We start from the raw sequence: 21,940 nt of genomic DNA on the forward strand, positions 1-21,940 counted from the left end.
ATATGGATAAGTCGACCAATCTGCGCCCGCGCGGCGCCAACACCCGCGCGGTGCACGGCGGCCAGAACTATGATCCGGCGACAGGCGCGGTGACGACGCCGATCTATGCGACCTCGACGTTCGTGCAGTCGGCGCCCGGCGTGCACAAGGGCTACGAATATGCGCGCTCGCAGAACCCCACGCGAGCCGCCTTCGAGGCTGCGATCGCCGACGCCGAGCGCGGCGACGCCGGCTTCGCGTTCGCATCAGGTCTTGCCGCGGAGGCGGCGCTGCTGGAAATCGCCGGGCAGGGCAGCCATATCGTTGCGTCCGACGATCTCTATGGCGGCAGTTGGCGACTGTTCCACCGCGTCCGTAGCCATTCGGCAGGGCTCACGATCGATCATGTCGACGCCGCCAATCTCGACGCCGTGCGCGCCGCGTTGAAGCCAAACACCGCCTTCATCTGGATCGAGACGCCGAGCAATCCCACCTTGCGGCTCGCCGATCTCGAGGCCATCGCGGCGATCGGGCGCGAGCACAAGGTGCTCACTGTGGTCGACAACACCTTCGCGTCGCCCGCGATCCAGCGGCCGCTCGACCATGGCATCGACATCGTGGTGCACTCGGTGACGAAGTACATCGGCGGTCATTCCGATATCGTCGGCGGCGCCATCGTGGTGCGCGACCCGGCACTTGCCGAGAAGCTGGCCTTTCTTCAGAACGCTACTGGCGGCATCCTCGATCCGTTCTCCAGCTTCCTGGCGCTGCGCGGTATCAAGACGCTGCCGCTCCGGGTGCAGCGCCACAGCAGCAACGCGCTCGCGGTGGCGCGATGGCTGGATGCACATCCCAAGATCGAGCGGGTGGTGTATCCCGGGCTGAACAGCCATCCGCAGCACGCGCTGGCGGCTCGGCAGATGCACGGCGGCGGCGGCATGGTCGCCGTCTACCTAAAGGCAGACGAGCAACAGGTGGTCGACGTGCTGAGTCGATTTCGGCTGTTTGCGCTCGCCGAAAGCCTCGGCGCGGTGGAGAGCCTGGTCGGTCAGCCGTGGACCATGAGCCACGGCTCTCTGCCGGAGGCCGACCGGCTGTCACGCGACATCCGGCCGAACCTGATCCGGCTGTCGATCGGCATCGAGGATGTCGAAGACCTCACCGACGATCTGGAGCAGGCGCTGTCGATCCTCTGAACGCGGGCTGGCCTTCGCCGTCAATAGGCGGCAGCCAGGCTCGGCTTGATCGCGTACTCCGCCAGCAGATCGGCGTGATGCCGCTGCGCCACATCGCGATGCGAGCGCAGGCGGCCTTTCAGATAGTTGCGGCCGACTTCGCGGAATAGCGGGTTGTTCGGGTCCTGGGTCACCCCGCGGGCGTAGGGGGCCAGCTCCGGCGGCAGCGTCAGCAGCGGCACGGTGGCATCGAGCCGGGCGCCGAGGAAGAACGCGACCGACAGCCGATCGACATCCGCCGGCGGCGACACCACGCGATGGACGTTGGCGCGTAGCACGCCGTTCGATGCGAGTTCCAGGATCTCGCCGATGTTGACGACGAACGAGCCGGGCAGCGGCGGCGCGTCGATCCAGCCATCGTCGGTCTCGACCTGGAGGCCCGCCTCGGTGTCCTGCAGCAGGATAGTGACGAAGCCGGAGTCCTTGTGGGCGCCGACGCCCTGGTCGCTTTCATCGGAGGCGCGGCCCGGATAGCGGATCAGCTTGATGAGCTGGTTCGGCGACGGCGCATGGATCGGCTCGAACACGTCCTCGCGTTGACCGAGCGCCGCGGCAAAGACGCGCAGCACCTTGATCGCCAGGTCGGTGACCTGCTGCTGATAGCGGAGCAGCAACGGCTTGAGCTCGGGTATCGCGTCGGGCCATTGGTTCGGCCCCTGCAGCCGCGTCCAGGGCGGCGCGGATCCACTGAACGAAAAGGCTTCGCGCTCGGCGCCGACGTCGAGCTGTTCGCGCCAGTCGGGCCGGCCGCGTGTGAACTCGCGGCCGGCCCGGGTGTAGCCACGAAAGTGCGGCGAGTTGATCATTTCGATCGCCAGCTTGTCCCGCTCGGGAAGCGAGAAGAAATTACGCGAAGTCATCAGCACGTCGCGGATCAGCCGGTCCGGGATGCCATGGCCGGTCAGATAAAAGAATCCCGGTCCGAACGCCGCGGCCCGAACCTCCTGCAGAAATGCAGCCCGCTGGGCGACCTCTCCGGAAAAACGGGTGAGATCCAGGACAGGAAGAGAAGGGCTCGTGTCAGCCATCGAACCAACTCCAATTGATTGACCCGTGCGAGCATGGGGATGCCTCACACCGCTGTCGAGGCTCCTAATGAAAAAGCACTGCCTGTGCTGTCGCGATGCCAATGTGGGCATGATTTGTTGCGATCAAGTGTAGCAAGGGCGAATGATCGTGCCGTCTGACAGAGGGCCTGCGCAGCCGAGGCAGGTCAATGTACTGCAGGTTCGCATCGATGTGTTGGTGAGGTCTGTGAAGAGCGCGGGCATTATGATGGTACCAAGCCGCGTCCCGCGCTTCGCGACCAAAATCTTTCGAACGTCATTCCCTCGATGCGCGCGAATATAGATAGCTGTTCTCGCGCTGCTGATTGAAAAGGGTCCGGGCGCTCTCTAGCATCGGGAAATAGCTCTGGATCATTGCTGTATGGTTGATAGCAGAAGCGGGGTGGTGGCGAAGCGTGTGGTGCTCCGTGGCCCCCAGGTCGTGGCGGCCACGCTCCGTCGGCCTATGATGATGGGTGCCACAAACATGAGATGTCCCGACAAGGCGTGAGAAGTCCGCCCATGAGTTGTTTTCTATTCCCCTCGTCGTCGCCGTCCCGATCTCCGGGGTATCCTCTTATCGACGCTTCTTGCCGGAAGTGATGATCGTGGTGGTCGTTGTGCTTGTTCCATCATCCAGCGCGTTCAGTTGCTTGGTGGCGTCGCGGTGCGCGCCGTCAATCACCGCGTCGCGCGCGGCAAGCGATCGTGGTGACGCGCATAGTTCAGGCCGCTGATTCATTCCGGGGAAACATTATGTCGCTGCAGACCGTCCAACCGCTTTATCCCGCCAATCTCGACACGCTCGCACTGCACGGCGGCTCGTTCCGCGCCGATCCGGCCACCGGCGCGACGCAGGTGCCGATCTATCAGAGCACCTCGTTCGATTTGCAGACCACCGAACGCGCCGACCGGCTGGTGAATTTCGAGGAGTTCGGCTTCGTCTATTCGCGGATCGGCAACCCGACCGCGCACGTGCTGGAGGAGCGGCTGGCGGCACTCGAAGGCGGTGCCGCCGCGCTGGCGCTGGCGTCCGGGCAGGCGGCTGTGGCGCTGTCGGTGCTGACGCTGGTGCAGGCTGGCGACAACATCGTCACCGGCACCGACCTCTACGGCGGCACCTGGAATTTTTTCGCCAATCGGCTGAAGCAGTTCGGCATCGAGGCGCGCTTCGTCGACCCGGCCGATCCCGAGGCGTTCCGCGCCGCCACCGACGACCGCACGCGTTTGTACTTCGGCGAGACCCTGCCCAATCCGAAGCTCAACGTGTTTCCGATCCGCGAAGTCGCCGACATCGGCCGCAGCTTCGGCATTCCGCTGATCATCGACAACACCGCGGCGCCGCTGCTGGCACGGCCGATCGACCACGGCGCGGCGATCGTGGTGCATTCGGCGACGAAGTATATCGGCGGCCATGGCACGACGATTGGCGGCGTCATCATCGACAGCGGCCAGTTCCCGTGGGAGGAGTTCGCCGACCGTCACCGGCTGATCACGGGTCCCGATCCATCCTACAACGGCCGCACCTGGCCGGATATCGCGCGGCCGTTCGGCCCGGTGGCCTATGCTTTCGCGGCGCGGGCTGGGCTGCTCCGCGATCTCGGGCCAGCGCTATCGCCGCAGAACGCGTTCCAACTGATCCAGGGCGTCGAAACGCTGCCGCTGCGCATCCGCCAGCAGACCGCTAACGCGGCGCGGATCGCCGATTATCTGGCGCAGCATCCCAAGGTCGAAAGCGTAATCTATCCCGGTCTGCAGAGCGGCGAGGCACGGCGGCGCGCCGACACGTATCTGAAAGGCGGCTACGGTGCGCTGGTCGGCTTCGAATTGCCGGGCGGCTTCGCGGCGGGGCGACGCTTCATCGATCAGCTCAAGCTGCTGTTCCACGTCGCCAATATCGGCGACGCCCACAGCCTCGCGATCCATCCGTCGTCGACCACGCACGCCCAGCTCGCGCCAGACAAGCAGCTCGCCGCCGGCGTCACGCCCGGCTATGTGCGGCTGTCGATCGGTATCGAGAGCGTCGACGACATCATCGCCGACATTGCCCAGGCGCTCGACGCGACCTGATAACTGCCAGCGAACCGAGAGGCGCGCCATGGCGCTCAATTTGAAGAATCCCCAAGTCGAAACCCGCGATCAGCGGCTCGGCACCATCACCCAATGGGACGGCCGCGCCGGGCAGCTCGTCAAGGACTCGGCCTTCACCTATGGCTGCGCCAAGGGCTGCGATAACGGCGGGCGTCGCCTGTGCGAACAGTCGACGCCGTTCGCCCAGGCGTCGATGTGTGCCGAGCACATCGCCGTCACCAACGCCACCATCATTCAGGACTCAGTGGTGGTGCAGCATTCGCCGATCGGCTGCGCTGCCAGCCAGTCGTTCACTGCGCGCTACTATCGCGACCTGGCCGCGCGGCGCGGCTGGAAGCTCGAAGACCCGAAGTCGATCTGCACCAATTTGGGCGAGCAGGACATGGTGTTCGGCGGTGTGACGCGGCTGGAGGACACCATCCGCGACGCCTATGAGCGGCACAAGCCTCGGGTGATCTTCGTCGCGACCTCCTGCGCCACCGGCATCATCGGCGACGACGTCGACGGCGCCGCCAAGCGGGTTGAGGACGAGATCGGCATTCCCGTCGTCACTTTGCATTGCGAGGGCTTCAAGTCGAAGCACTGGTCGAGCGGCTGGGACGTGATCGAGCACGGCATCTTGCGCCGGCTGGTGCCGCAGTCGCCGAACAAGCAGCCCGACCTGATCAACGTCATCCATCTCGGCGGGCCCGACGTGTTCTCGCCGCTGCTAAGCCCGCTCGGCCTGCGGGTCAATCTGGTGATGGGCGGCAATACGTTGGAGCGGCTGGCGCAGATGTCGGAAGCCGCGGCGACGGTGACGATGTGCTTCGTGCTGTCGTATCTCGCCACCGGGCTCGAACAGGAGTTCGGCGTGCCGGAGGTGAGGGCGCCGTTGCCCTATGGGCTGGACGCCACAGACAACTGGCTGCGCGACATCGCGCGGTTGACAGGCACGTCCGGCAAAGTCGACGCGGTGATTGAAAGCGAGCGGGCGCGCATCGCCCCGGAGCTGGCGCGGCTGCGCAGGGCGCTGACCGGCAAGCGCGGCTTCGTCGCCGCTGGCGCCGCTTTTGCGCACGGGCTGATCACCGACTTGCGCGAGCTCGGCGTTACGGTCGACGACGCGTTCTCGTTCCACCACGATCCGGCCACCGACTCCGGCGATCCTCAGCAGGACTCGCTCGGCCATCTGGTCGAAACGTGGGGTGACATCCCGAACTACACGGTGAGTCCCGATCAGCACTTCCAGGCCCACGCGGCGCTGCTGCGCGCCAGGCCGGACTTCGTGATCTGCCGCCACACCGGCACGCTGGCGGTGCTGGCCGGGCGGATGGGCATCCCGGTGCTGCCGATTTTCTATTCCAACGACGGCCTCGGTTACGAAGGCCTGCTGACGATCGGCCGCGCCATCCTGCGTGTGCTGCCTCGCAAGCGCTTCTACGCCGACATCGCCGCGCACAGCTCGTTTCCGTATCAGCCGTGGTGGCTGGCGGAAACCGATCCCTATGCGCCGATTGGCGAGCCGGCGTGACTGCGCAATGTTGATAAGTAACAAACCTTTCCCCGTCATTGCGAGGAGCGAAGCGACGAAGCAATCCAGCGCCGTGCACTGGTCTGGATTGCTTCGCTTCGCTCGCAATGACGAGGAGAAGGCGATGAACATATCCTGAGAAGTGAAGCTATGCTGTCTCCCGTCACCAACACCCAGGATCCCACCGGTGCGTTCTGTGCTTCGCCGGGCGCCATCGAGCAGGTGCGCTATGGCTGCAGCCTCGGTGCGCTGGCCAGCGTCATCGCCATTCCCGGCGCGATCCCGATCACGCATTGCGGACCGGGCTGCGCCACCAAGCAGTTTCACGCGCTGTCCGGCATCAACGCCTATCAGGGCGGGGAATTCCATGTGCCGAGCACCAATCTCGGCAATCAGGAAGTGATCTTCGGTGGCGCCGACCGCCTCGACGAGTTGGTCGCGTCGACGCTGAACGTGATGGAGGCTGACCTTTTCGTCGTGCAGACCGGCTGCATCCCAGGGCTGGTCGGCGACGACGTCGGCAGCGTCGTCCGCAAATATCAGAAGCGCGGCGTGCCGATCGTGGTGGCCGAGACCAGCGGCTATCGCGGCAACAATTTCACCGGCCACGAAACGGTGATCCGCGCCATTATCGATCAGTTCGTCGATCTCCGCGATGCGCCGCTACAGCGCGGTCTCGTCAATGTCTGGTCGCTGCTGCCGTATCAGAACCCGTTCTGGCGCGGCGACCTTGCCGAGATCCGTCGGCTGCTCGAGGGCATCGGTCTGCAGGTCAATATTCTGTTCGGGCCGGCCTCCGCCGGGGTCTCCGAGTGGCGTGCCATCCCGCAGGCCCAGTTCAACCTCGTGCTGTCGCCGTGGCTCGGACTCTCGACCGCGGCGCATCTCGAGGAGCTTTACGGTCAGCCCTTCCTGCACGAGCCCACGATCCCGATCGGCGCCAAGGCGACCAGTGCGTTCCTGCGCCGTGTGGTCGAATTCGCCGATCTCGACCGCGTCCAAGCCGAAGCCTTCATCGCACGCGAGGAAAAGGAGCACTACATCTATCTGCGCGACTTCGCCTGCTTCTATGCCGGCTCGACCAGCCAGTATCGGCTGCCGTCGCAGGCGATCGTGGTCAGCGAGAGCGCTTACAATCTCGCCGTGGCGAGCTTCCTGGTCGAGCAGCTCGGCCTCAATCCGGGGCCGTTCGTGATCAGCGAGAACCCACCGGAAGAATTGCGCGAGACCATCCAGAAGCAGTACCGCGCGCTCGCCGACCATGCCGGCGCCGAAGCGATGTTCGAGCAGGACGGCAAGCGCATCCACCAGATCGTGCGGGCCACCGACTTCACCGGCGAATTGCCGATCGTGTTCGGCTCGACCTGGGAGGCGGCGCTCGCCGACGAGATCGGTGCGCCGCTGGTCGAGATCGGCTATCCGTGCACCGACGAGGTCGTGCTGTCGCGAGCCTATGTGGGCTATCGCGGCGCGCTGCAACTGATCGAGCGGACCTACACCACGGTGGTGCGCGCCAGCACCATGGGCTGAGCGGGCACCGACGAACGCGGCTCGGCTCGAGGCCTGCTGCGTTGCGCGGTGCGCACGACCTCGCCGACGATATCCACCGTTTCGATGATCATCGCAGGAGTAACATCGAGATGAGTGCAGGCGCGAAGCCGCCCGCCAAGGGTCGAGATCAGGATGCCGTGGCTGCGCAGCGCGGCGACGAAGGCGTCGTCGGCCAGTCCCGTGCCCGTGATATCGAAATAGACGAGGTTGGTCTCCGGGAACTGCACGGTGACGCCGTCGATCGCCGCCAGCCGTGACGCCAGCAGCGCCGCATTGGCGTGATCGCCGGCGAGGCGATGCACATTGTGGTCGAGTGCAAAGATGCAGGCTGCAGCGCAGATCCCGGCCTGGCGCAGCGAGCCGCCGAGCCGCTGCTTCCAGCGCCAGACTTCGTCGATGAAGTCGCGCGATCCCGCCAGCACGGCGCCGAGCGGCGCGCCGAGGCCCTTGCTGAAGTCGATCCACACCGAGTCCCACCCCTCGGCGAGCTGCCGCGGCGAGGTTGCACTGGCGACGCAAGCGTTGAGCAGCCGCGCGCCATCCATGTGCGTGGCGAGGCCGGCGGCGTGGGCAACGGCGACGACTTCGTCGAGCACGGGCTTGGACCACACCGTGCCGCCGCCGAGATTGGTGGTCTGCTCGACGCTGACCAGCGTCTGCTTGGCCTGATGGCGATCCGGCGGCCGCAACGCCGCGCGCAGCGTGTCGGCCGAGAACTGTCCGCGTGCACCAGCTAGGGGCTTGATCTGGAAGCCGCCGAGCGCCGCATGCGTGCAGCCTTCCAGCGAGACGATGTGCGAGCTCTCGTGCGCGAGGATCTCGTCTCCGGCCCGGCAATGCGCCAGCGTCGCGGCGATGTTGCAGATTGTGCCGGTCGCCATGAAGACTGCGGCCTCCTTGCCGAGCAGATCGGCGACGCGCTCGCACAGCCGGTTGACGGTCGGGTCCGCTCCGATCTGTTCGTCGCCGACGGCAGCCTCCGCCATCGCCGCCCGCATGGCGCGGCTCGGCGTGGTTTGGGTGTCCGACAACAGGTTGATGCGGACCGGCGGCAGCAGCGGATCGTCGGGAGCAGGGGCGTAGACCACGGTGCTACTTCACTTCGACACGCGCCGCTGCATCGATGCTGCGGCCGTCCTCATGGGTCCAGACGAACCGGAAGTCGGTTGGACCTGAAATTCGGGCGTGAAAGACGAGGTAGGGATTCGCCGACGTCGCGTTGCGGAAGTCGACGTTCAGCAGAGGAGAGCCGTTGGCCTCGACCTTGAAGCTGGCCAGGATGTCGCGTTCAATCTGCCGCCCATCCGGCGTTTTGCGCAGGCCGGTCTCCATTGGATGCTCCAGCAAGGTGCGGATCTCGATCACGTCGCCAACCGCAGCGGTGGAGGGTAGCTTGAGACGCGGACGGCCCGTCAGTGGCACGGTCATGTCAGGCAGCCTCCCACGCTCACTTTGATCTCGGCGGCGGCGCGGTTGACGGCGCCGTCGCTGTGCTCGGCGAACACCAGCAGCGTCTGCTTCTCGGCGAGCCGGATGCGCATCGACACCCGGGCTTTTCCCGACGCAGGTGTGAGCCTGAAGCTGGCGATGCCGGGTGTGGGATTTTTTGTCGCCACCAAATGGATGGCGCAAACGTGCTGTTCCGCCGTCATCGGGCTGTCGACGACGACGGTGACCGGCACCACAGCGCCGTTCTCTGCCGTCTCCGGCACCTGCAGCGCGATGCCGCCGTCGCGTGGCGTGGCGGTGCCGATCAGTTCGCGGATCGCGGCATCGACCTCATCCGTGGTCGCAGCCCGAGCGAAGGGTATGATCGATGCGACGAGGCCGACCGATCCGGCGATCAGCATCTGCCGGCGGTCGACCTCTAAGGGGACATCATCGAGGCGCGGCATCAGCTGAACGCGTCCTTGGTGATGCTTGCGTACCAGGAGTCCGCGTATTGAGCTTCGAGCTTGCGCTGCAGCTTCGTTTCCGCGAGCGGTCCGCGCGGCGACACCCCGCCGGAATTCGGCGTTTCAATGAAGCCCTTGTCGCTCGGCCGGAACACGCCGACCACCGAGATGCCGTAGTCGTCGCCGACATGGCTGTAGCAAGTGTTGAAGTAGACCGGATCTTTGGGCGGCTCGCGCCCTTCGAGCAGGGCGACGGCGGACGCCACCGCCTGCTTTGAGGTCGAGTTGGCGATGAAGCCGGACTTCGGCAGCGGACCTCCGATATTGGCATCGCCGATGACGTGGATGTCTTTCGCCTTGACGGCCTCGAAGGTGAAGGGATTGACCGGGACGAAGCCGGTCTCATTGACGAGGCCGGCATCGACGGCGATCTTCGCGGCGGACTGCGGCGGGATGACGTTGCCGACATCGACCTTGTGGCGCGTGCCGAATTCGGTCTGAAACACCTTCTCCTTGATATCCACGGAGACGACCTTGCCGTCCTTGCTGCCCGGCACCCACTCGATCAATCCGGGATAGAGCTCATTCCAGGCGTCCTGGAACAGGCCCTGCTTGGAGAACGCGTCCTTGGCGTCGAGCGCCAGAATCTTGGCCCGGGGCTTGTGCTTCTTCAGGTAGCTGGCGACCAGGCTGATGCGCTCGTAGGGGCCGGGCGGGCAACGGAACGGGTTGGCGGGAATGGAGAAGCCGACGACGCCGCCCTCTGGAAGCGCCTCCAGCTGCTTGCGCAGCAGCAGCACCTGCTCGCCACGCTCCGGCACCCAGGCGTGCGGAAAAATCTGCGCCGCGTCCTGATCGTAGCCGGGCAGGGCGCCCCACTTGATGCCGATGCCCGGCGACACGATCAGTTTGTCGTAGGCGACGCTCTTGCCGCTGCGCAGCTTTACCAGCTTCTTGTCCGGATCGATCGCATCGGCCCAATCGTGGATGAAATTGATGCCGCGCTTCTTCAGCGCGACGTATTGATGCGTGATGTCAGACAGCGTGCGAGTGCCACCGAGCAGAAGGTTGCCGTAGGGGCAGGTGACGAAGTGCTTCTGCGGCTCGATCACCGTGACGTCGATCTGCGGGAAATTGATCCGCGCGAATCGTGCGGCTGATGCGCCGCCAAAGCCACCGCCGATGATCACCAAGCGAGCGGCGTCTTTGGCGTGAAGCAGGGAAGGTGTCGCGAAGGTGGCGAGGCCTGCGGCCGCGAGCTTGCCGAAAGAGCGACGGGAGATGCTGGTCATGGTGTCCTCTTCAGCGCTGCAGCGATGAGAAATAGTCGGCCAAGGCCGCGACTTCGGCTTCCGAGTAGCCGCGCGCGATGCGCGGCATGATGGTCGCCGCCGGTCGCTGGTTGCTGCGGAATTCGTCCCAGACCAGGACGAAGGCATCCTTCTTGTAGCCGGCGAGTTCGGGAGTGCCGCCCTGACCCTTGCCGAGCTGACCGTGACAGCCGGAGCAAGCCTGAGCGATCAACGGTGCCGCGACGGCACCCTTCTTCTTGTGCGGCTCGGCGGCAGATGGAGACGCGGCGGCCGCCAGCGCGGCGGCAGCGAGAAGCGTTGCAAAACTTGATGAACGTGTGACTGACATAAATCCCCCTCGGATAATCAAACGGAATGTCCGATAGCTTGGCGTCGGCCTCGTATCTCATCGAGCCCGAACAGCGGGCGCAGTTGGACGCCGAGCCAATTGCCGGGCAGCGCCGCCGCAATCCAGAGCCAGCCGTGCAGGCTTCCCGAAGCGATGCCCGAAAACATCGCGCTGATATTGCAGCCGGTCGCGATGATGGCGCCTGCTCCGAGCAGCAGTCCGCCGATCACGGAGGCGAGCAGATGCGACGGGGTGGTCCGCCATTGTGGAGAGAACCTGCCCGCGAGACCGGCGGCGAGCAGCGCGCCGACCACAACGGCGACATCCATCACCGAGGTGGTGTCGACCCACAGCGGTCGATGCAATGCTTCAGCACGCGTCGGCTGCTCCCAGAACGCCCAGAACACCGGATCGGCGAGACCGGTGAGGTCCAGGGTTTTGGAGCCCCACAGCGCGAAAGCCTGCGTAATGCCCCAAGGGCGACCGGCGATCAGCAGCGTCGCAAAGTTCAGCGCGGCGAGCGCCAACGCCCCCCACGCGAACGACCACTCCAGCGTCGAGGCGCGCTGCCAGATCGAGACCGCAGATCCGTGCCGGCGCCGCTCGTGGCCGAGTGCGAAGTGCCACAGAAGCGCGAACACCGCGGCGTAGAGCGCGAGCAAAGGGAGCAGCCCAAGCGCGGACAGCAACGATACGCTCGGCAATGTCGGCAGATCGAGCCACAGCTCGGCATGTTGCGCGGCACTTGTCGCACCGACGACGATGAACAGCAGGGTGATCAACATTCGCGTCGATCCGCCTCCGACCGTGTACAGCGTGCCGGACGCACAACCGCCGCCGAGCTGCATGCCGACGCCGAACATGAAGGCGCCTGCGCCCAATGCGACTCCGGCAGGAAATACGAAAGCGCGGACCGGCTGGCCGAACACCGTGCCAGCTTCGAGCGTCGGCAGAAACGCTAGGGTAGCCGTGGCGAGCATCAGGCATTGGGCGCGGACATGCGCAGTCCGCCCGTCGCGGAGCAGCGCGCGAAACCCAGCGCTGAATCCGAACGTCGCCTGATAGAGTGCGTAGCCGAGTGCAATGCCGACGGCCCATAGTGCGACGCTCCGCCAACCTTGCAGCAGGACCGCACCGCCGGTCACAGCAAGTGCAGTCGCGGCGCTGACGACACCCCACCGAATGCGAGGAGGTAATGAGATGAGACGCTCAGTCATTCTCTCAAACGAAGCTCACGGATTCGTCATATCGAAGCCGTACGCAATTCGAATCTCAAGCGACTGAAGTCGGTTTCGTCAAATAAGTATCGATGACTTTGCGAGCGATGCCTGTGAGTATGACATTCTCTAACTTTGCAAGAAGGCGCTCACATCGTTCTCATGCCGCACCTGCTGCATACGGCGCCGGAGCAGAGTCGCTTTCGATCGGGCGAAGGTGAAGCGGAAACCACCGCTAGCAAGAGTTTCCAAGTCTTCGCTGAGATACAGAATATTGAAGTCGTCAAATTCAATGAACGCCTCTGGATCGTTCGTTCTGAGCAAAATGCGGATGCGATTTGATCTGAGATAAAGTCGTTCGGTACAAGCCACACCAATAACGTCTCTCTGGCAGCAATCCTGTTTGGAGGAGAGAGGCGGGATGACGAGTGCCGTCGCCGAGGAAAGAGCGTTCGATGCGCGGGAGTTCGACAGCATCGATAGCGTGGTGCAGCGCGCGCGGAAGGCTCAGGCCGCATTCGCGGACGTGACGCAAGAGGCCGCCGACTCTGCCGTTCGCGCGTTGGCGTGGGCTATCTACCGGGCGGACCATGCCCGTGAACTCGCAACGCTGGCGGTGGCGGATACGTCGCTCGGCAATGTGCCGGACAAGATCATCAAGAAGCGGCGCAAGACGTTCGGAACTTTGCGCGATCTGCTGCGGGTGAAATCCGTCGGCGTGATCGATGAGGATGCAGAGCGCGGCATCGTCAAATATGCCAAGCCGATCGGAGTCGTGGCTGCGTTGACGCCGTCGACCAATCCAGGCGCCACGCCGGTCAACAAGGCGATGATGGCGCTGAAGGGCCGCAACGCAATCATCGTCGCGCCGTCGCCGCTCGGCTATTGCACGACCGCACGCGCGGTCGATCTGATGCGGGCCGAATTGGCTGCCGTCGGACTCGATCCCGATCTGGTGCAGGTGCTGCCGGCCCCGGTCACCAAGGATGCTACTGATCTCTTGATGCGGGCTGTCGATCTCGTGATTGTCACCGGGTCGCAGGACAATGTCCGGCGCGCTTCTGCCAGCGGTACGCCGGCAATCGGCGTCGGCGTCGGCAATGTCCCGGTGATCATCGACGAGACGACGGATCTCGCCGACGCCGCAGCCAAGATCGCGGCGTCGAAGACCTTCGACAACGCGACGTCGTGCTCCTCCGAGAACGCATTGGTCATCGTCGACGCGATCTACGATCGGGCGATCGAGGCGCTGCGTTCTGCCGGAGCCTATCTATGCAGTGCCGACGAGACGCGGCGGATCGAGCGTACGCTGTGGCAACGTGGCAAGCTCAACCGTGACTTGATCGCACGCGACGCAAAGGTGCTGGCGGCGGCATTCGATTTGCCAGCTGAGGCGGCATCCGCACGGTTTTTCCTGGCCGAGGAGAGCGGCATCGGCAAGGCGCATCCGCTGTCGGGCGAGAAGCTGGCGCTGGTGCTGACCGTGTATCGCGCTAGCGACTTCGCCGCCGCCAAGGCGATCGTGCGCGACATTCTAGTCTATCAGGGACGGGGCCATTCGGTTGGACTGCACACGCGCATACCGGCTCGCGGCGATGAATTGGCAGCCGAGCTGGATGTCGCCCGCGTGCTGGTCAATTTCGCCCATACGTTCGGCAATGGCGGCGGGTTCGATTCCGGATTGAACTTCACGCTGTCGATGGGCTGCGGATCCTGGCAGAAAAATTCGATTTCCGAGAATCTGAACTATCGGCACTTCCTGAACATCACACATCTCGTCCGCGTGATCCCCGAGGATCGTCCGAGCGAGGAGGAACTGTTCGGATCGCATTGGCGGAAGATCGGTTACGCGCCGGATACCGACGCAGCGCTGGCCGAGTGTCGTCCATGAACTTGCTCGAACATGCCGCCAAGAGCCTGGTTCTGACACCGGCCGGGATCGCGACGCTCAAGTCTCGCCTCTGCACCACCGCCGAGGAAGCAGCGGCGGGCGTCGCAGCGCTCGGCCCCGCCATGATCAAGGCACAGGTGCCGGCCGGCAAGCGCGGCAAGGCCGGTGGAATCCGGCCGGCCAATACCAGCGAGGATGCAGAGTCGGTGGTACGGGATATCCTCTCGATGAGCATCGACGGTCATCGCGTGGGCAGCGTCCTTGTCGAGCAGCGTGCGGCGATCGCCCGCGAGTTCTATGCCGCGGTCTTGTGCGACCCCGTCCGGCGGGGACCGGTCGTGCTGTTCTCGCCAGAGGGCGGCGTGGAGATCGAAGCCACGGCCGCGCACAGCCCCGCTCGATTGCGTCGCCACGAGGTCGACGTGCTGCACGGCTTTGCGCGCGACGACGCCGAACAACTCGTTGGAGGCATCGATCTTGGCAACGTCCATGATGCTGTCATCGACGCTTTGCTGCGACTGTATGATGCGTTCATCGGCAACGATGCTGAACTCATCGAGATCAATCCGCTGGCGGAGTTGGCCGACGGGAGGATCGTTGCGCTCGATGCCAAGTTCACCCTCGACGACGCGGCGGCGTTTCGTCAGCCGGCGCCCGCCGCCGCGGCGGCGACTGAGCCTGCGACCGAACTGGAGCAGCGCGGCTCAGCGGCGGGTCTGAAATTCCTGCAGTTCGACGGCAATGTCGGCGTGCTCGCCAACGGGGCGGGGCTGACGATGACGACGATGGACGTCATCCGGCATTTCGGCGGCCGGCCCGCGAATTTTCTGGAGATCGGCGGCGAAGCCTACACCAAGGCGGAAGCCGCGCTGGCTCTGGTGCTCGACAACCCCGGCGTGAAGAGCCTCGTGGTGAACTTCTGCGGCGCCTTCGCCCGCACCGACGTGATGGCAGCCGGGGTGGTCCGGGCCTGGCAGCAACTGAGGCCCAAGGTGCCTGTCTTCTTCTCGATCCATGGCACCGGTGAAGACGAGGCGATCCGTCTGGTCCGCGATCAGCTCGGCATCGAGCCGTTCGATCTGATGGAAGACGCGATCCAAGCCGCGGTCGAGGCAGCCTCATGATCATCTTCCGCAAACAGCACCGCGTGCTGGTCCAGGGGATCACCGGGAAGCAGGGTTCATTCTGGGCCGAGAAGATGATCGGTGCCGGCACGCGCGTCGTTGCGGGCGTCAATCCGAAGCGGGCCGGAGACATCGCTGTCGGCGTCCCTGTGTTTGGGACGGCGCAGCGCGCCATGGCCGAGACGCCGTTCGACGTCGCGGTGATGTTCATTTCGCCGGCGCTCGCTAAACACGCCGCGCTCGATGCGATCGAGGCGGGCGCGAAGCTGCTTGTGATCCTCACCGAACATATTCCGCTCCACGACGTCATGATGATTCACGCGGTTGCGCGGCTGAACGGCACCCGTGTCCTCGGTCCCAACACCGCCGGGCTGGTGACGCCCGGCGAGGGTTTTGTCGGCATCATGCCGGGACACAACGATCGGATCTTCCAGCCGGGCGCGATCGGCGTGATTTCGCGGAGCGGCAGTCTCGGGACGCTGGTGTCGCTCAATCTGACGCGGGCTGGCCTCGGCCAATCGGCCTTCATCGGGATCGGCGGCGACCCGATGCTCGGCACTACGAGCCGGGATGCGCTCGAAGCTCTCGACCGTGATCCTCGGACGGAAGCAATCGTGCTGGTCGGCGAAATCGGCGGCGCGATGGAGGAAGATGCGGCGCTGCACGCGGCGGGGATGTCGAAGCCGGTCGTTGCGTTCATCGCTGGCCGCGCATCGCCGCCCGGCCGGAAGATGGGCCATGCCGGCGCGATCGTCGGCGCATCGGGGGGCAGCTACGCCGGCAAGCGCGAGGCGCTCGAGCGCGCTGGCGTGACGGTCGTCGATACGCCGGCGCAGATCCCGGACGCGGTTCGGCAGCGATGGACCCGGCGAATGCTCCAAGCCGCAAGCCACTGATCACAATCCACGTCAAATCGTCCAAAGCCGAGCGGCTATTGCGCCGCGGTTGAACCACGACAGGATACGACCATGAAGATGACTACCGAAGAGGCCTTCGTTAAAGTGCTGCAGCGCCATGGCATCGCGCATGCGTTCGGCATCATCGGCTCGGCCTTCATGCCGATTTCGGATCTGTTTCCGAAGGCCGGGATCACGTTCTGGGATTGCGCCCATGAAGGCAACGCGGCGCTCATCTGCGACGGCTTCACCCGTTCGACCGGCCACATCGCGATGCTGGTGGCGCAGAACGGTCCGGGCATCACGAATTTCGTCACCTCGGTGAAGACTGCTTACTGGAATCATACGCCGATGCTGCTGGTGACGCCGCAGGCCGCGAACAAGACGATCGGGCAGGGCGGCTTTCAGGAAGTCGAGCAGATGGCGCTGTTCCGCGACATGGTCTGCTACCAGGAAGAGGTGCGCGACCCGTCACGGATCGCCGAGGTGCTGAACCGCGTGATCGGCAAGGCGATCCGCGGCTCGGCGCCGGCGCAGATCAACGTGCCGCGAGACTTCTGGACGCAGGTGATCGACATCGAGCTGCCGCAGCTGGTTTCGTTCGAGCGATCACGCGGCGGGCCGGCTGCCATTGCCGAGGCGGCGCGCTTGCTGTCGGGTGCCAGATTTCCGGTGATTTTGTCCGGAGCCGGGGTGGTGATCGGCGGTGCGATCGCCGACACCGTTGCGCTCGCCGAGCGGCTCGATGCGCCGGTCTGCTCCGGCTATCAGCACAACGACAGCTTTCCCGGTAGCCACCGGCTGGCGTTGGGGCCGCTCGGCTACAACGGCTCGAAGGCAGCCATGGAGGTCATCGCGCAAGCAGACGTCGTGCTGGCGCTCGGCACCCGCCTCAATCCATTCTCGACGCTGCCGGCCTACGGCATCGACTACTGGCCGAAAGCCGCGAAGCTGATCCAGGTCGACCTCAATCCGGACCGGATCGGCCTCACGCGTCCCGTGACCGTGGCGATCGCGGGTGATGCCGCCGCGGTCGCGCAACAGATCCTCGCCGAACTCGCACCGCATGCCGGCGATACCGGCCGTGAAGCCCGCAAGGCGATCGTGCACCAGGCACGATCGGCTTGGCTGCAAGCGCTTTCAGGCATCGACCACGAGGACGATGACGAGGGCACCGACTGGAACGAGCGCGCGCGCGTGCGAGAACCGGAACGGATGTCGCCGCGGCAGGCCTGGCGGGCGATCCAGGCGGGTTTGCCGAAGCAGGCGATCATCTCGTCGGACATCGGCAACAATTGCGCGATCGGCAACGCCTATCCGAGCTTCGACGAGGGGCGCCAATATCTCGCGCCCGGCCTGTTCGGCCCGTGCGGCTACGGCTTTCCGGCGATCATCGGCGCCAAGATCGGCCGGCCGGACCTGCCGGTGGTCGGCTTCGCCGGCGATGGCGCGTTCGGTATCTCGATGAGCGAGATGGGATCGATCGGGCGCAAGCCGTGGCCTGCCATCACGATGGTGATCTTCCGCAATTACCAATGGGGCGCGGAGAAGCGCAACACGACGTTGTGGTACGACGATAATTTCGTCGGCACGGAGCTCAATCCGAATCTCAGCTACGCGCGCGTTGCGGAGGCCTGCGGCCTGAAGGGTGTAGTGGCGCGAACACCCGCGGAGTTGACCACTGCGATCATCATGGCTTGCTCGGCGCAGGCGGACGGCATCACCACGTTCATCGAGGCGATCCTCAACCAGGAACTCGGTGAGCCGTTCCGCCGCGACGCGATGAAGAAGCCGGTGGTGGTGGCGGGAATTGATCCGGCCGACATGCGCCCTCAGCACTGAGGCCGGTTCGTCGACGACAAGGCTTTCGCTCGCCAATGATTATCATCAGAGCTGATCCGGTTGAATTAGTCCACCACGGCGCTTGTTGCGGGTGGATTGTGCCAGGTGAAATGATAATTACGAAATTGACCGTGCCGGAGCAGTTAATTGATACTAGGTCGACTGCTGATTAGTTCTGATGGCCGATCATCAGGTATCGCAGTGAAAACTTCACCGACCTGATTGCATCGGCCGAAAGGGTGGCAGTGCACCCGCGTGCGGGGGACGCACGCGAATGTTGCAATTAATCAAGGAGATTGTTCATGGCAGATGATCCGAACCGGGTCTGGCCGACCGGACTGACGATCGCGGAATCGGAAGAAATCCACAAGCATGTGATCGGCGGCGCGCGCATTTTTGGCGCGATCGCGATCGTCGCTCATTTTCTCGCCTTCGTCTATTCGCCCTGGCTGAAGTAAGGAGATCGACCGATGTCCAATCAGGCAAGAATCTGGACCGTCGTCAAGCCGACCGTGGGATTGCCGCTGTTTCTCGGCAGCGTCGCGGTGATCGCCATTCTGGTGCACTTCGCGGTGCTGACCCACACGACCTGGGTTTCGAAATACTGGAACGGCAAGGCAGCCGCGATCGAGAGCTCCGTCAAGACGGGGTGACCACGCTTCAGCGACCTTGAAGCGCGGGCCGGGATCCACGGGTCCCGGCCTTTGTACATCCTGCGATCGGATCGACGATCTCGCGCTGCGGTGACGGCGCTACCGATCGCGCAGCACTTCGGCGACAGCCTGCCGTGCGAACTCGTTGTGCCGCGCAATGCCGATCGAGATGCGGACCCAATTGTCGAGCGGGGGGTGAGCACGGCCGACATCAATACCGCGGCTCGCGAGCCTGGATGCGACAACCTGGTGGGGACGCCCAGCATCGAAAAACACGAAGTGCGCCTGCGAGTCGGTGTAACGGACGCCGAGACGTTCAAACAGCGCATGCCAGGCGTCACGTTCGGCTCTGATGCTGCCCCGCATGGTATCAAGAAAGGCGCGATCGTTCAGACTGGCATTCGCCGCGACCAGGCCGAGCCGGTTGAGCGTGAAGAATTCACCGACGCCAATCTCCCTCATCGCCTTGCTGAGATCGGGCGGAGCCAGTGCATAGCCGAGGCCAAGCCCGGCCAGCCCATGCAGTTTGGCGAAGGTCCGAAACACGACGACGCGCGCACCTTCCCGCAACAGCCGCGCGGTGGAGCGCTCGCGGGCGTCGGGCAGGAAATCCAGATAGGCCTCGTCGACGAGCACGAGGGTCCGCTGCGAGAGTTCGGCCACCACGTCGAGAAAGTACTCGCTGTCTTCGACGATCCCGGTCGGATTGTGTGGGTTGACGAGATACACCGCGCGAGTTTCCGCCGTGGTGCGTCGCAGGAAGGCCCGGAGGTCGTTGCCGAGGCTGTCGTCGAGCGGGATTGCGATCGCCTTGCCCCCGGCCGGCCGCACGGCGTCGACCAAGGCCGTATAGCCGGGCGCGGAATACAGAAACTCGCGTCCTGGGCCGTCCTGCGCCGCCAAGTAAAGACCGAACGTATTCAGCACTTCGCCAAGCACGATTTGCTCCGGCGCAATTTCGTGCTCGGCGGAGAGAGCGGCCTTCAGGCGCGCCACATCCTCGCCGGCGTAGCGGCTGAGATCCATCAGGCTGCTGCTGATCGCTTCCAGCACGCGCGGCGATGGGCCGAACGGGTTCTCGTTCAATGACAGCCGAACGTGCTCGGTCGCTGGCGGCGTGCTCATCACGATTTCGGGTCCTTGCTCAGCTCGCCATCATCGTCCACCAAGTGCGGTGTGCAAGGTCTTCCTTTGGCGGCGAATTGACCGCCGGGTGATATGTGCGCCGGTTCGCATCGGCGAAGGCGACGTGCTTGAGCATGCCTCCGATCACCTCGTGGCGGAGGCGATGCAGCCTCGAGGTGGCGCGCTGGTGCGGCGTTGATTCAGCACTTCGATTGTGGAAGCGCGCGCTCCACCAACCGCGTCCAATACGAGATCCCATACGGGATCGCCGCATCGTTGAAGTCGTAGCGCGGGTGATGCAGGCCCGCGCTGTCGCCGTTGCCGAGGAAGATGATCGAGCCGGGGCGCTCCTGCAGCATGTAGGCGAAGTCTTCGGCTCCCATCATCGGCGCCAGTTCGCGATCGACCTTGTCGTCGCCGATCAGCGACGCGGCCGTATCCGCCGCGAACGTGGTTTGCTCGGCGTGATTGACAGTGACGGGATAGCCGCGTCCGTAAGTGACGCGCGCCGTTGCGCCGTGCGCCTTCGCGATATGGGTGGCGAGTTCTTCGATCTGCCGTTCGAGCTGATCGCGGACATCGGGGGAAAGGGCGCGCGCGGTACCGATGAGGCGGGCGGTCTGCGGAATGACGTTGAAGGCCGATCCGGCGTTGAACGTCGTGATCGACACGACCGCGGAGTCCAGCGGATCGAGCCGGCGCGACACGATGGTTTGCAGAGCCGTGATGATCTGCGCGCCGACAACGACGGGATCAATGGCGAAGTGCGGCCGCGCGGCGTGGCCGCCGACGCCGTCGATTTCGATTTCGATCCGATCCATCGACGCCATCACGGCGCCCGAGCGGATGGTGAACTCACCGACCGCGAGCCCCGGCTTGTTGTGCATGCCGTAGACCTCGTCGATCGGAAACCGCGTGAACAGCCCATCGTCGATCATCGCCTTGGCGCCGGCGCCGCCTTCTTCGGCCGGCTGGAAGATGAAAGCGACCGAGCCGTTGAAGGCGCGGTTGGCGGCGAGATGCTTCGCCGCGCCGAGCAACATCGCGGTGTGGCCGTCATGGCCGCAGGCATGCATACGGCCCGGCGTGCGCGACGCGTAGGCCGCGCCGGTCGCTTCCTCGATCGGCAGCGCGTCCATATCGGCGCGAAGTCCGATCGCGCGATTTGCCGTTCGGTTGGCGCCGTGCACCAGCCCGACCACGCCGGTGCGACCGAGGCCGGTAACGACTTCGTCGCAGCCGAACTGGCGTAGCAGATCAGCGACCCGCGCGGAGGTCCTGTCGAGATCGTAGAGCAGTTCGGGATGGGCGTGGAAGTCGTGCCGCCATTCGGTGGCTTCTTCGGCGATGGCGCTGATGCGGGGATCGATCGTCATGGGTTCTTTCAGCTTGTGGATTGCAACAATCAGGACTTCGCCTGACCGACGAAGTCGAGCCGGGCGCCGTGCGACAGGGCTCGGTCGAGCGGGCCGGCAGGTCCGCCGCTGAGCCCGACCGCAAACGGTCCTTCTCCACGGCTGGCGAGATGAGCGGCGAGCGCGTCGCCGGCTTCGCCTTTGCCCGACGGAGTCGCCAAGGTAATCGATCCGTGGCCCGCATCAAGATGCGCCACGCGCAGGCCCAATCCGGGGAGCGCGTAAGCCCGGGCCGGCGGCTCGTCGAACAAGGCGGCGTAGCGCGCGATGCTGCGGTCGAGATCGGATACTGCAACGACGACCGAGGCGATGCCTTGTACGTTGTTGGCATGCTGGCGGACCGCTCCCTCCGGCACCCGCAGCGCGCGCGGCGTGACGTCGCCGCAGAAGAACGGCGTGTCGCTTTGCGGCGATCGTACAGTCTTCCAGACCAGGCGTTCGCCGTCCGGACGGGCGCGGCCGCCATCGACCGGCGCCTCGAAGTCGAGGCCGCGCGCTTGCGCCGCCGCGACATCGCGGTCGATGTCGCTGGGCAGCAGGGCAAAATCGACGAAGCCGGGCCCGGATTGGTCGAGCACCTGCCACCAGCGGAAATCCGGCGTCGGCCGGCTGAAGGTGATCAATTCGAAGTAGGAGCCGTCCGCGAACACCACGAGCGCGTTCTTGGACCCGCGTCCCGGGTGTTCGCCGCCTTCCTCGACCGTAAAACCGAGCTGGCGATAGTCGGCGATCGCCTGGCCGAGGTCGGCGACGGCGATGACGACGTGATCGATTGCAAATCCCATACGAACTTCCTCACGAGGCGTGGTTTCTTGAGCGGCATTGA

The 21,940-nt window shown here is 64.8% G+C and carries 22 protein-coding genes; 11 read left to right on the forward strand and 11 right to left on the reverse strand.

The genetic code is table 11. The annotated features are described in order from the left end of the window. The first annotated feature begins 2 nt into the window (after positions 1-2). Positions 3-1,175, forward strand: coding sequence for a trans-sulfuration enzyme family protein (locus tag IP86_RS01195; protein WP_054160738.1), 1,173 nt, complete (start codon positions 3-5; stop codon positions 1,173-1,175). Positions 1,176-1,195: 20 nt separating this feature from the next. Here IP86_RS01195 and IP86_RS01200 read toward each other — a convergent pair whose 3' ends face one another. After that, on the reverse strand, positions 1,196-2,242 hold the full coding sequence (locus tag IP86_RS01200; RefSeq protein WP_054160739.1) for an isopenicillin N synthase family dioxygenase: 1,047 nt from the start codon (positions 2,240-2,242) through the stop codon (positions 1,196-1,198). A 595-nt stretch (positions 2,243-2,837) separates the two neighbouring features. Beyond that, the gene (locus IP86_RS28405) at positions 2,838-3,002 is read right to left on the reverse strand and encodes a hypothetical protein (RefSeq protein ID WP_156332348.1); all 165 of its coding nucleotides are present in this window, start codon (positions 3,000-3,002) and stop codon (positions 2,838-2,840) included. Between the two features lie 14 nt (positions 3,003-3,016). Here IP86_RS28405 and IP86_RS01205 point away from each other — a divergent pair, with 14 nt between their 5' ends. The 3 genes from IP86_RS01205 to IP86_RS01215 all read left to right on the forward strand — a co-directional run bounded on the left by IP86_RS01205 (position 3,017) and on the right by IP86_RS01215 (position 7,394). Continuing rightward, positions 3,017-4,330 carry an O-acetylhomoserine aminocarboxypropyltransferase/cysteine synthase family protein gene (locus tag IP86_RS01205; protein WP_054160740.1) on the forward strand — a complete coding sequence of 438 codons (1,314 nt, stop codon included), beginning with the start codon at positions 3,017-3,019 and terminating at the stop codon, positions 4,328-4,330. Positions 4,331-4,358: 28 nt separating this feature from the next. After that, the gene (locus tag IP86_RS01210; RefSeq protein ID WP_054160741.1) at positions 4,359-5,864 is read left to right on the forward strand and encodes a nitrogenase component 1; all 1,506 of its coding nucleotides are present in this window, start codon (positions 4,359-4,361) and stop codon (positions 5,862-5,864) included. 150 nt (positions 5,865-6,014) lie between these two features. Then, positions 6,015-7,394, forward strand: coding sequence for a nitrogenase component 1 (locus IP86_RS01215; protein ID WP_054160742.1), 1,380 nt, complete (start codon positions 6,015-6,017; stop codon positions 7,392-7,394). On the opposite strand, the gene IP86_RS01220 is transcribed toward IP86_RS01215, so the two are convergent. From IP86_RS01220 to IP86_RS01245, 6 genes are read right to left on the reverse strand one after another with little or no spacing between them, the layout of a single operon-like run. Then, complete coding sequence (locus IP86_RS01220) at positions 7,358-8,503, reverse strand: threonine aldolase family protein (protein ID WP_054160743.1); 1,146 nt, start codon at positions 8,501-8,503, stop codon at positions 7,358-7,360. The genes IP86_RS01215 and IP86_RS01220 overlap by 37 nt on opposite strands. Before the next feature lie 4 nt (positions 8,504-8,507). Beyond that, a complete protein-coding gene (locus tag IP86_RS01225) occupies positions 8,508-8,843 on the reverse strand; it encodes a thiosulfate oxidation carrier complex protein SoxZ (RefSeq protein ID WP_054160744.1) in 336 nt (111 codons plus the stop codon). Beyond that, the gene (locus tag IP86_RS01230) at positions 8,840-9,310 is read right to left on the reverse strand and encodes a thiosulfate oxidation carrier protein SoxY (protein WP_054160745.1); all 471 of its coding nucleotides are present in this window, start codon (positions 9,308-9,310) and stop codon (positions 8,840-8,842) included. The genes IP86_RS01225 and IP86_RS01230 overlap by 4 nt, the downstream gene beginning before the upstream one ends. Then, the gene (locus IP86_RS01235; protein ID WP_054160746.1) at positions 9,310-10,602 is read right to left on the reverse strand and encodes an NAD(P)/FAD-dependent oxidoreductase; all 1,293 of its coding nucleotides are present in this window, start codon (positions 10,600-10,602) and stop codon (positions 9,310-9,312) included. Before IP86_RS01235 ends, IP86_RS01230 begins: the two co-directional genes overlap by 1 nt. Positions 10,603-10,612: 10 nt before the next feature. Next, positions 10,613-10,951, reverse strand: a complete 339-nt coding sequence (locus IP86_RS01240) for a c-type cytochrome (protein ID WP_054160747.1) — start codon at positions 10,949-10,951, stop codon at positions 10,613-10,615. A gap of 17 nt (positions 10,952-10,968) precedes the next feature. Next, the gene (locus tag IP86_RS01245; RefSeq protein WP_054160748.1) at positions 10,969-12,168 is read right to left on the reverse strand and encodes a YeeE/YedE family protein; all 1,200 of its coding nucleotides are present in this window, start codon (positions 12,166-12,168) and stop codon (positions 10,969-10,971) included. A 162-nt stretch (positions 12,169-12,330) separates the two neighbouring features. On the opposite strand from IP86_RS01245, the gene IP86_RS28410 reads away from it, so the two are divergent. The 7 genes from IP86_RS28410 to IP86_RS01280 all read left to right on the forward strand — a co-directional run bounded on the left by IP86_RS28410 (position 12,331) and on the right by IP86_RS01280 (position 18,574). Continuing rightward, entirely contained in the window at positions 12,331-12,510 is a 180-nt protein-coding gene (locus IP86_RS28410; protein ID WP_156332349.1) for a hypothetical protein, read from the forward strand. Positions 12,511-12,589: 79 nt separating this feature from the next. After that, positions 12,590-14,059 (forward strand): acylating sulfoacetaldehyde dehydrogenase, encoded by a 1,470-nt coding sequence (sauS, locus tag IP86_RS01255; protein ID WP_054160750.1) that lies wholly within the window; start codon positions 12,590-12,592, stop codon positions 14,057-14,059. Next, complete coding sequence (locus tag IP86_RS01260) at positions 14,056-15,183, forward strand: ATP-grasp domain-containing protein (protein WP_054160824.1); 1,128 nt, start codon at positions 14,056-14,058, stop codon at positions 15,181-15,183. The genes sauS and IP86_RS01260 overlap by 4 nt, the downstream gene beginning before the upstream one ends. Continuing rightward, positions 15,180-16,079 (forward strand): succinate--CoA ligase subunit alpha, encoded by a 900-nt coding sequence (locus IP86_RS01265; RefSeq protein ID WP_197279587.1) that lies wholly within the window; start codon positions 15,180-15,182, stop codon positions 16,077-16,079. The genes IP86_RS01260 and IP86_RS01265 overlap by 4 nt, the downstream gene beginning before the upstream one ends. Before the next feature lie 72 nt (positions 16,080-16,151). Further along, complete coding sequence (gene xsc, locus IP86_RS01270; RefSeq protein WP_054160751.1) at positions 16,152-17,921, forward strand: sulfoacetaldehyde acetyltransferase; 1,770 nt, start codon at positions 16,152-16,154, stop codon at positions 17,919-17,921. A gap of 302 nt (positions 17,922-18,223) precedes the next feature. Further along, the gene (pufB, locus tag IP86_RS01275) at positions 18,224-18,379 is read left to right on the forward strand and encodes a light-harvesting antenna LH1, beta subunit (RefSeq protein WP_054160752.1); all 156 of its coding nucleotides are present in this window, start codon (positions 18,224-18,226) and stop codon (positions 18,377-18,379) included. Positions 18,380-18,391: 12 nt separating this feature from the next. After that, positions 18,392-18,574 carry a light-harvesting protein gene (locus IP86_RS01280; RefSeq protein WP_054160753.1) on the forward strand — a complete coding sequence of 61 codons (183 nt, stop codon included), beginning with the start codon at positions 18,392-18,394 and terminating at the stop codon, positions 18,572-18,574. A gap of 99 nt (positions 18,575-18,673) precedes the next feature. Here IP86_RS01280 and IP86_RS01285 read toward each other — a convergent pair whose 3' ends face one another. The 3 genes from IP86_RS01285 to IP86_RS01295 form a co-directional block, all read right to left on the reverse strand. Further along, positions 18,674-19,699 (reverse strand): pyridoxal phosphate-dependent aminotransferase, encoded by a 1,026-nt coding sequence (locus IP86_RS01285; RefSeq protein ID WP_054160754.1) that lies wholly within the window; start codon positions 19,697-19,699, stop codon positions 18,674-18,676. 200 nt (positions 19,700-19,899) lie between these two features. After that, on the reverse strand, positions 19,900-21,075 hold the full coding sequence (locus IP86_RS01290; protein ID WP_054160755.1) for a M20 aminoacylase family protein: 1,176 nt from the start codon (positions 21,073-21,075) through the stop codon (positions 19,900-19,902). 29 nt (positions 21,076-21,104) lie between these two features. Further along, positions 21,105-21,899, reverse strand: coding sequence for a VOC family protein (locus tag IP86_RS01295; protein ID WP_054160756.1), 795 nt, complete (start codon positions 21,897-21,899; stop codon positions 21,105-21,107). Positions 21,900-21,940 lie beyond the last annotated feature (41 nt).

It is taken from the genome of Rhodopseudomonas sp. AAP120, assembly GCF_001295845.1.
Lineage (GTDB): Bacteria > Pseudomonadota > Alphaproteobacteria > Rhizobiales > Xanthobacteraceae > Rhodopseudomonas.

Bases quoted from the DNA above. Each gene is read 5' to 3' on its own strand.
- IP86_RS01210 (WP_054160741.1), top strand. From the start codon at position 4,359: ATGGCGCTCAATTTGAAGAATCCCCAAGTCGAAACCCGCGATCAGCGG.
- IP86_RS01265 (WP_197279587.1), top strand. From the start codon at position 15,180: ATGATCATCTTCCGCAAACAGCACCGCGTGCTGGTCCAGGGGATCACC.
- IP86_RS01230 (WP_054160745.1), bottom strand. From the start codon at position 9,310: ATGCCGCGCCTCGATGATGTCCCCTTAGAGGTCGACCGCCGGCAGATG.
- IP86_RS01225 (WP_054160744.1), bottom strand. From the start codon at position 8,843: ATGACCGTGCCACTGACGGGCCGTCCGCGTCTCAAGCTACCCTCCACC.
- IP86_RS28410 (WP_156332349.1), top strand. From the start codon at position 12,331: ATGCCGCACCTGCTGCATACGGCGCCGGAGCAGAGTCGCTTTCGATCG.
- IP86_RS01280 (WP_054160753.1), top strand. From the start codon at position 18,392: ATGTCCAATCAGGCAAGAATCTGGACCGTCGTCAAGCCGACCGTGGGA.
- sauS (WP_054160750.1), top strand. From the start codon at position 12,590: ATGACGAGTGCCGTCGCCGAGGAAAGAGCGTTCGATGCGCGGGAGTTC.
- IP86_RS01260 (WP_054160824.1), top strand. From the start codon at position 14,056: ATGAACTTGCTCGAACATGCCGCCAAGAGCCTGGTTCTGACACCGGCC.
- IP86_RS01235 (WP_054160746.1), bottom strand. From the start codon at position 10,602: ATGACCAGCATCTCCCGTCGCTCTTTCGGCAAGCTCGCGGCCGCAGGC.
- IP86_RS01290 (WP_054160755.1), bottom strand. From the start codon at position 21,075: ATGACGATCGATCCCCGCATCAGCGCCATCGCCGAAGAAGCCACCGAA.
- xsc (WP_054160751.1), top strand. From the start codon at position 16,152: ATGAAGATGACTACCGAAGAGGCCTTCGTTAAAGTGCTGCAGCGCCAT.
- pufB (WP_054160752.1), top strand. From the start codon at position 18,224: ATGGCAGATGATCCGAACCGGGTCTGGCCGACCGGACTGACGATCGCG.
- IP86_RS01205 (WP_054160740.1), top strand. From the start codon at position 3,017: ATGTCGCTGCAGACCGTCCAACCGCTTTATCCCGCCAATCTCGACACG.
- IP86_RS28405 (WP_156332348.1), bottom strand. From the start codon at position 3,002: ATGAATCAGCGGCCTGAACTATGCGCGTCACCACGATCGCTTGCCGCG.
- IP86_RS01245 (WP_054160748.1), bottom strand. From the start codon at position 12,168: ATGACTGAGCGTCTCATCTCATTACCTCCTCGCATTCGGTGGGGTGTC.
- IP86_RS01200 (WP_054160739.1), bottom strand. From the start codon at position 2,242: ATGGCTGACACGAGCCCTTCTCTTCCTGTCCTGGATCTCACCCGTTTT.
- IP86_RS01195 (WP_054160738.1), top strand. From the start codon at position 3: ATGGATAAGTCGACCAATCTGCGCCCGCGCGGCGCCAACACCCGCGCG.
- IP86_RS01295 (WP_054160756.1), bottom strand. From the start codon at position 21,899: ATGGGATTTGCAATCGATCACGTCGTCATCGCCGTCGCCGACCTCGGC.
- IP86_RS01215 (WP_054160742.1), top strand. From the start codon at position 6,015: ATGCTGTCTCCCGTCACCAACACCCAGGATCCCACCGGTGCGTTCTGT.
- IP86_RS01285 (WP_054160754.1), bottom strand. From the start codon at position 19,699: ATGAGCACGCCGCCAGCGACCGAGCACGTTCGGCTGTCATTGAACGAG.
- IP86_RS01240 (WP_054160747.1), bottom strand. From the start codon at position 10,951: ATGTCAGTCACACGTTCATCAAGTTTTGCAACGCTTCTCGCTGCCGCC.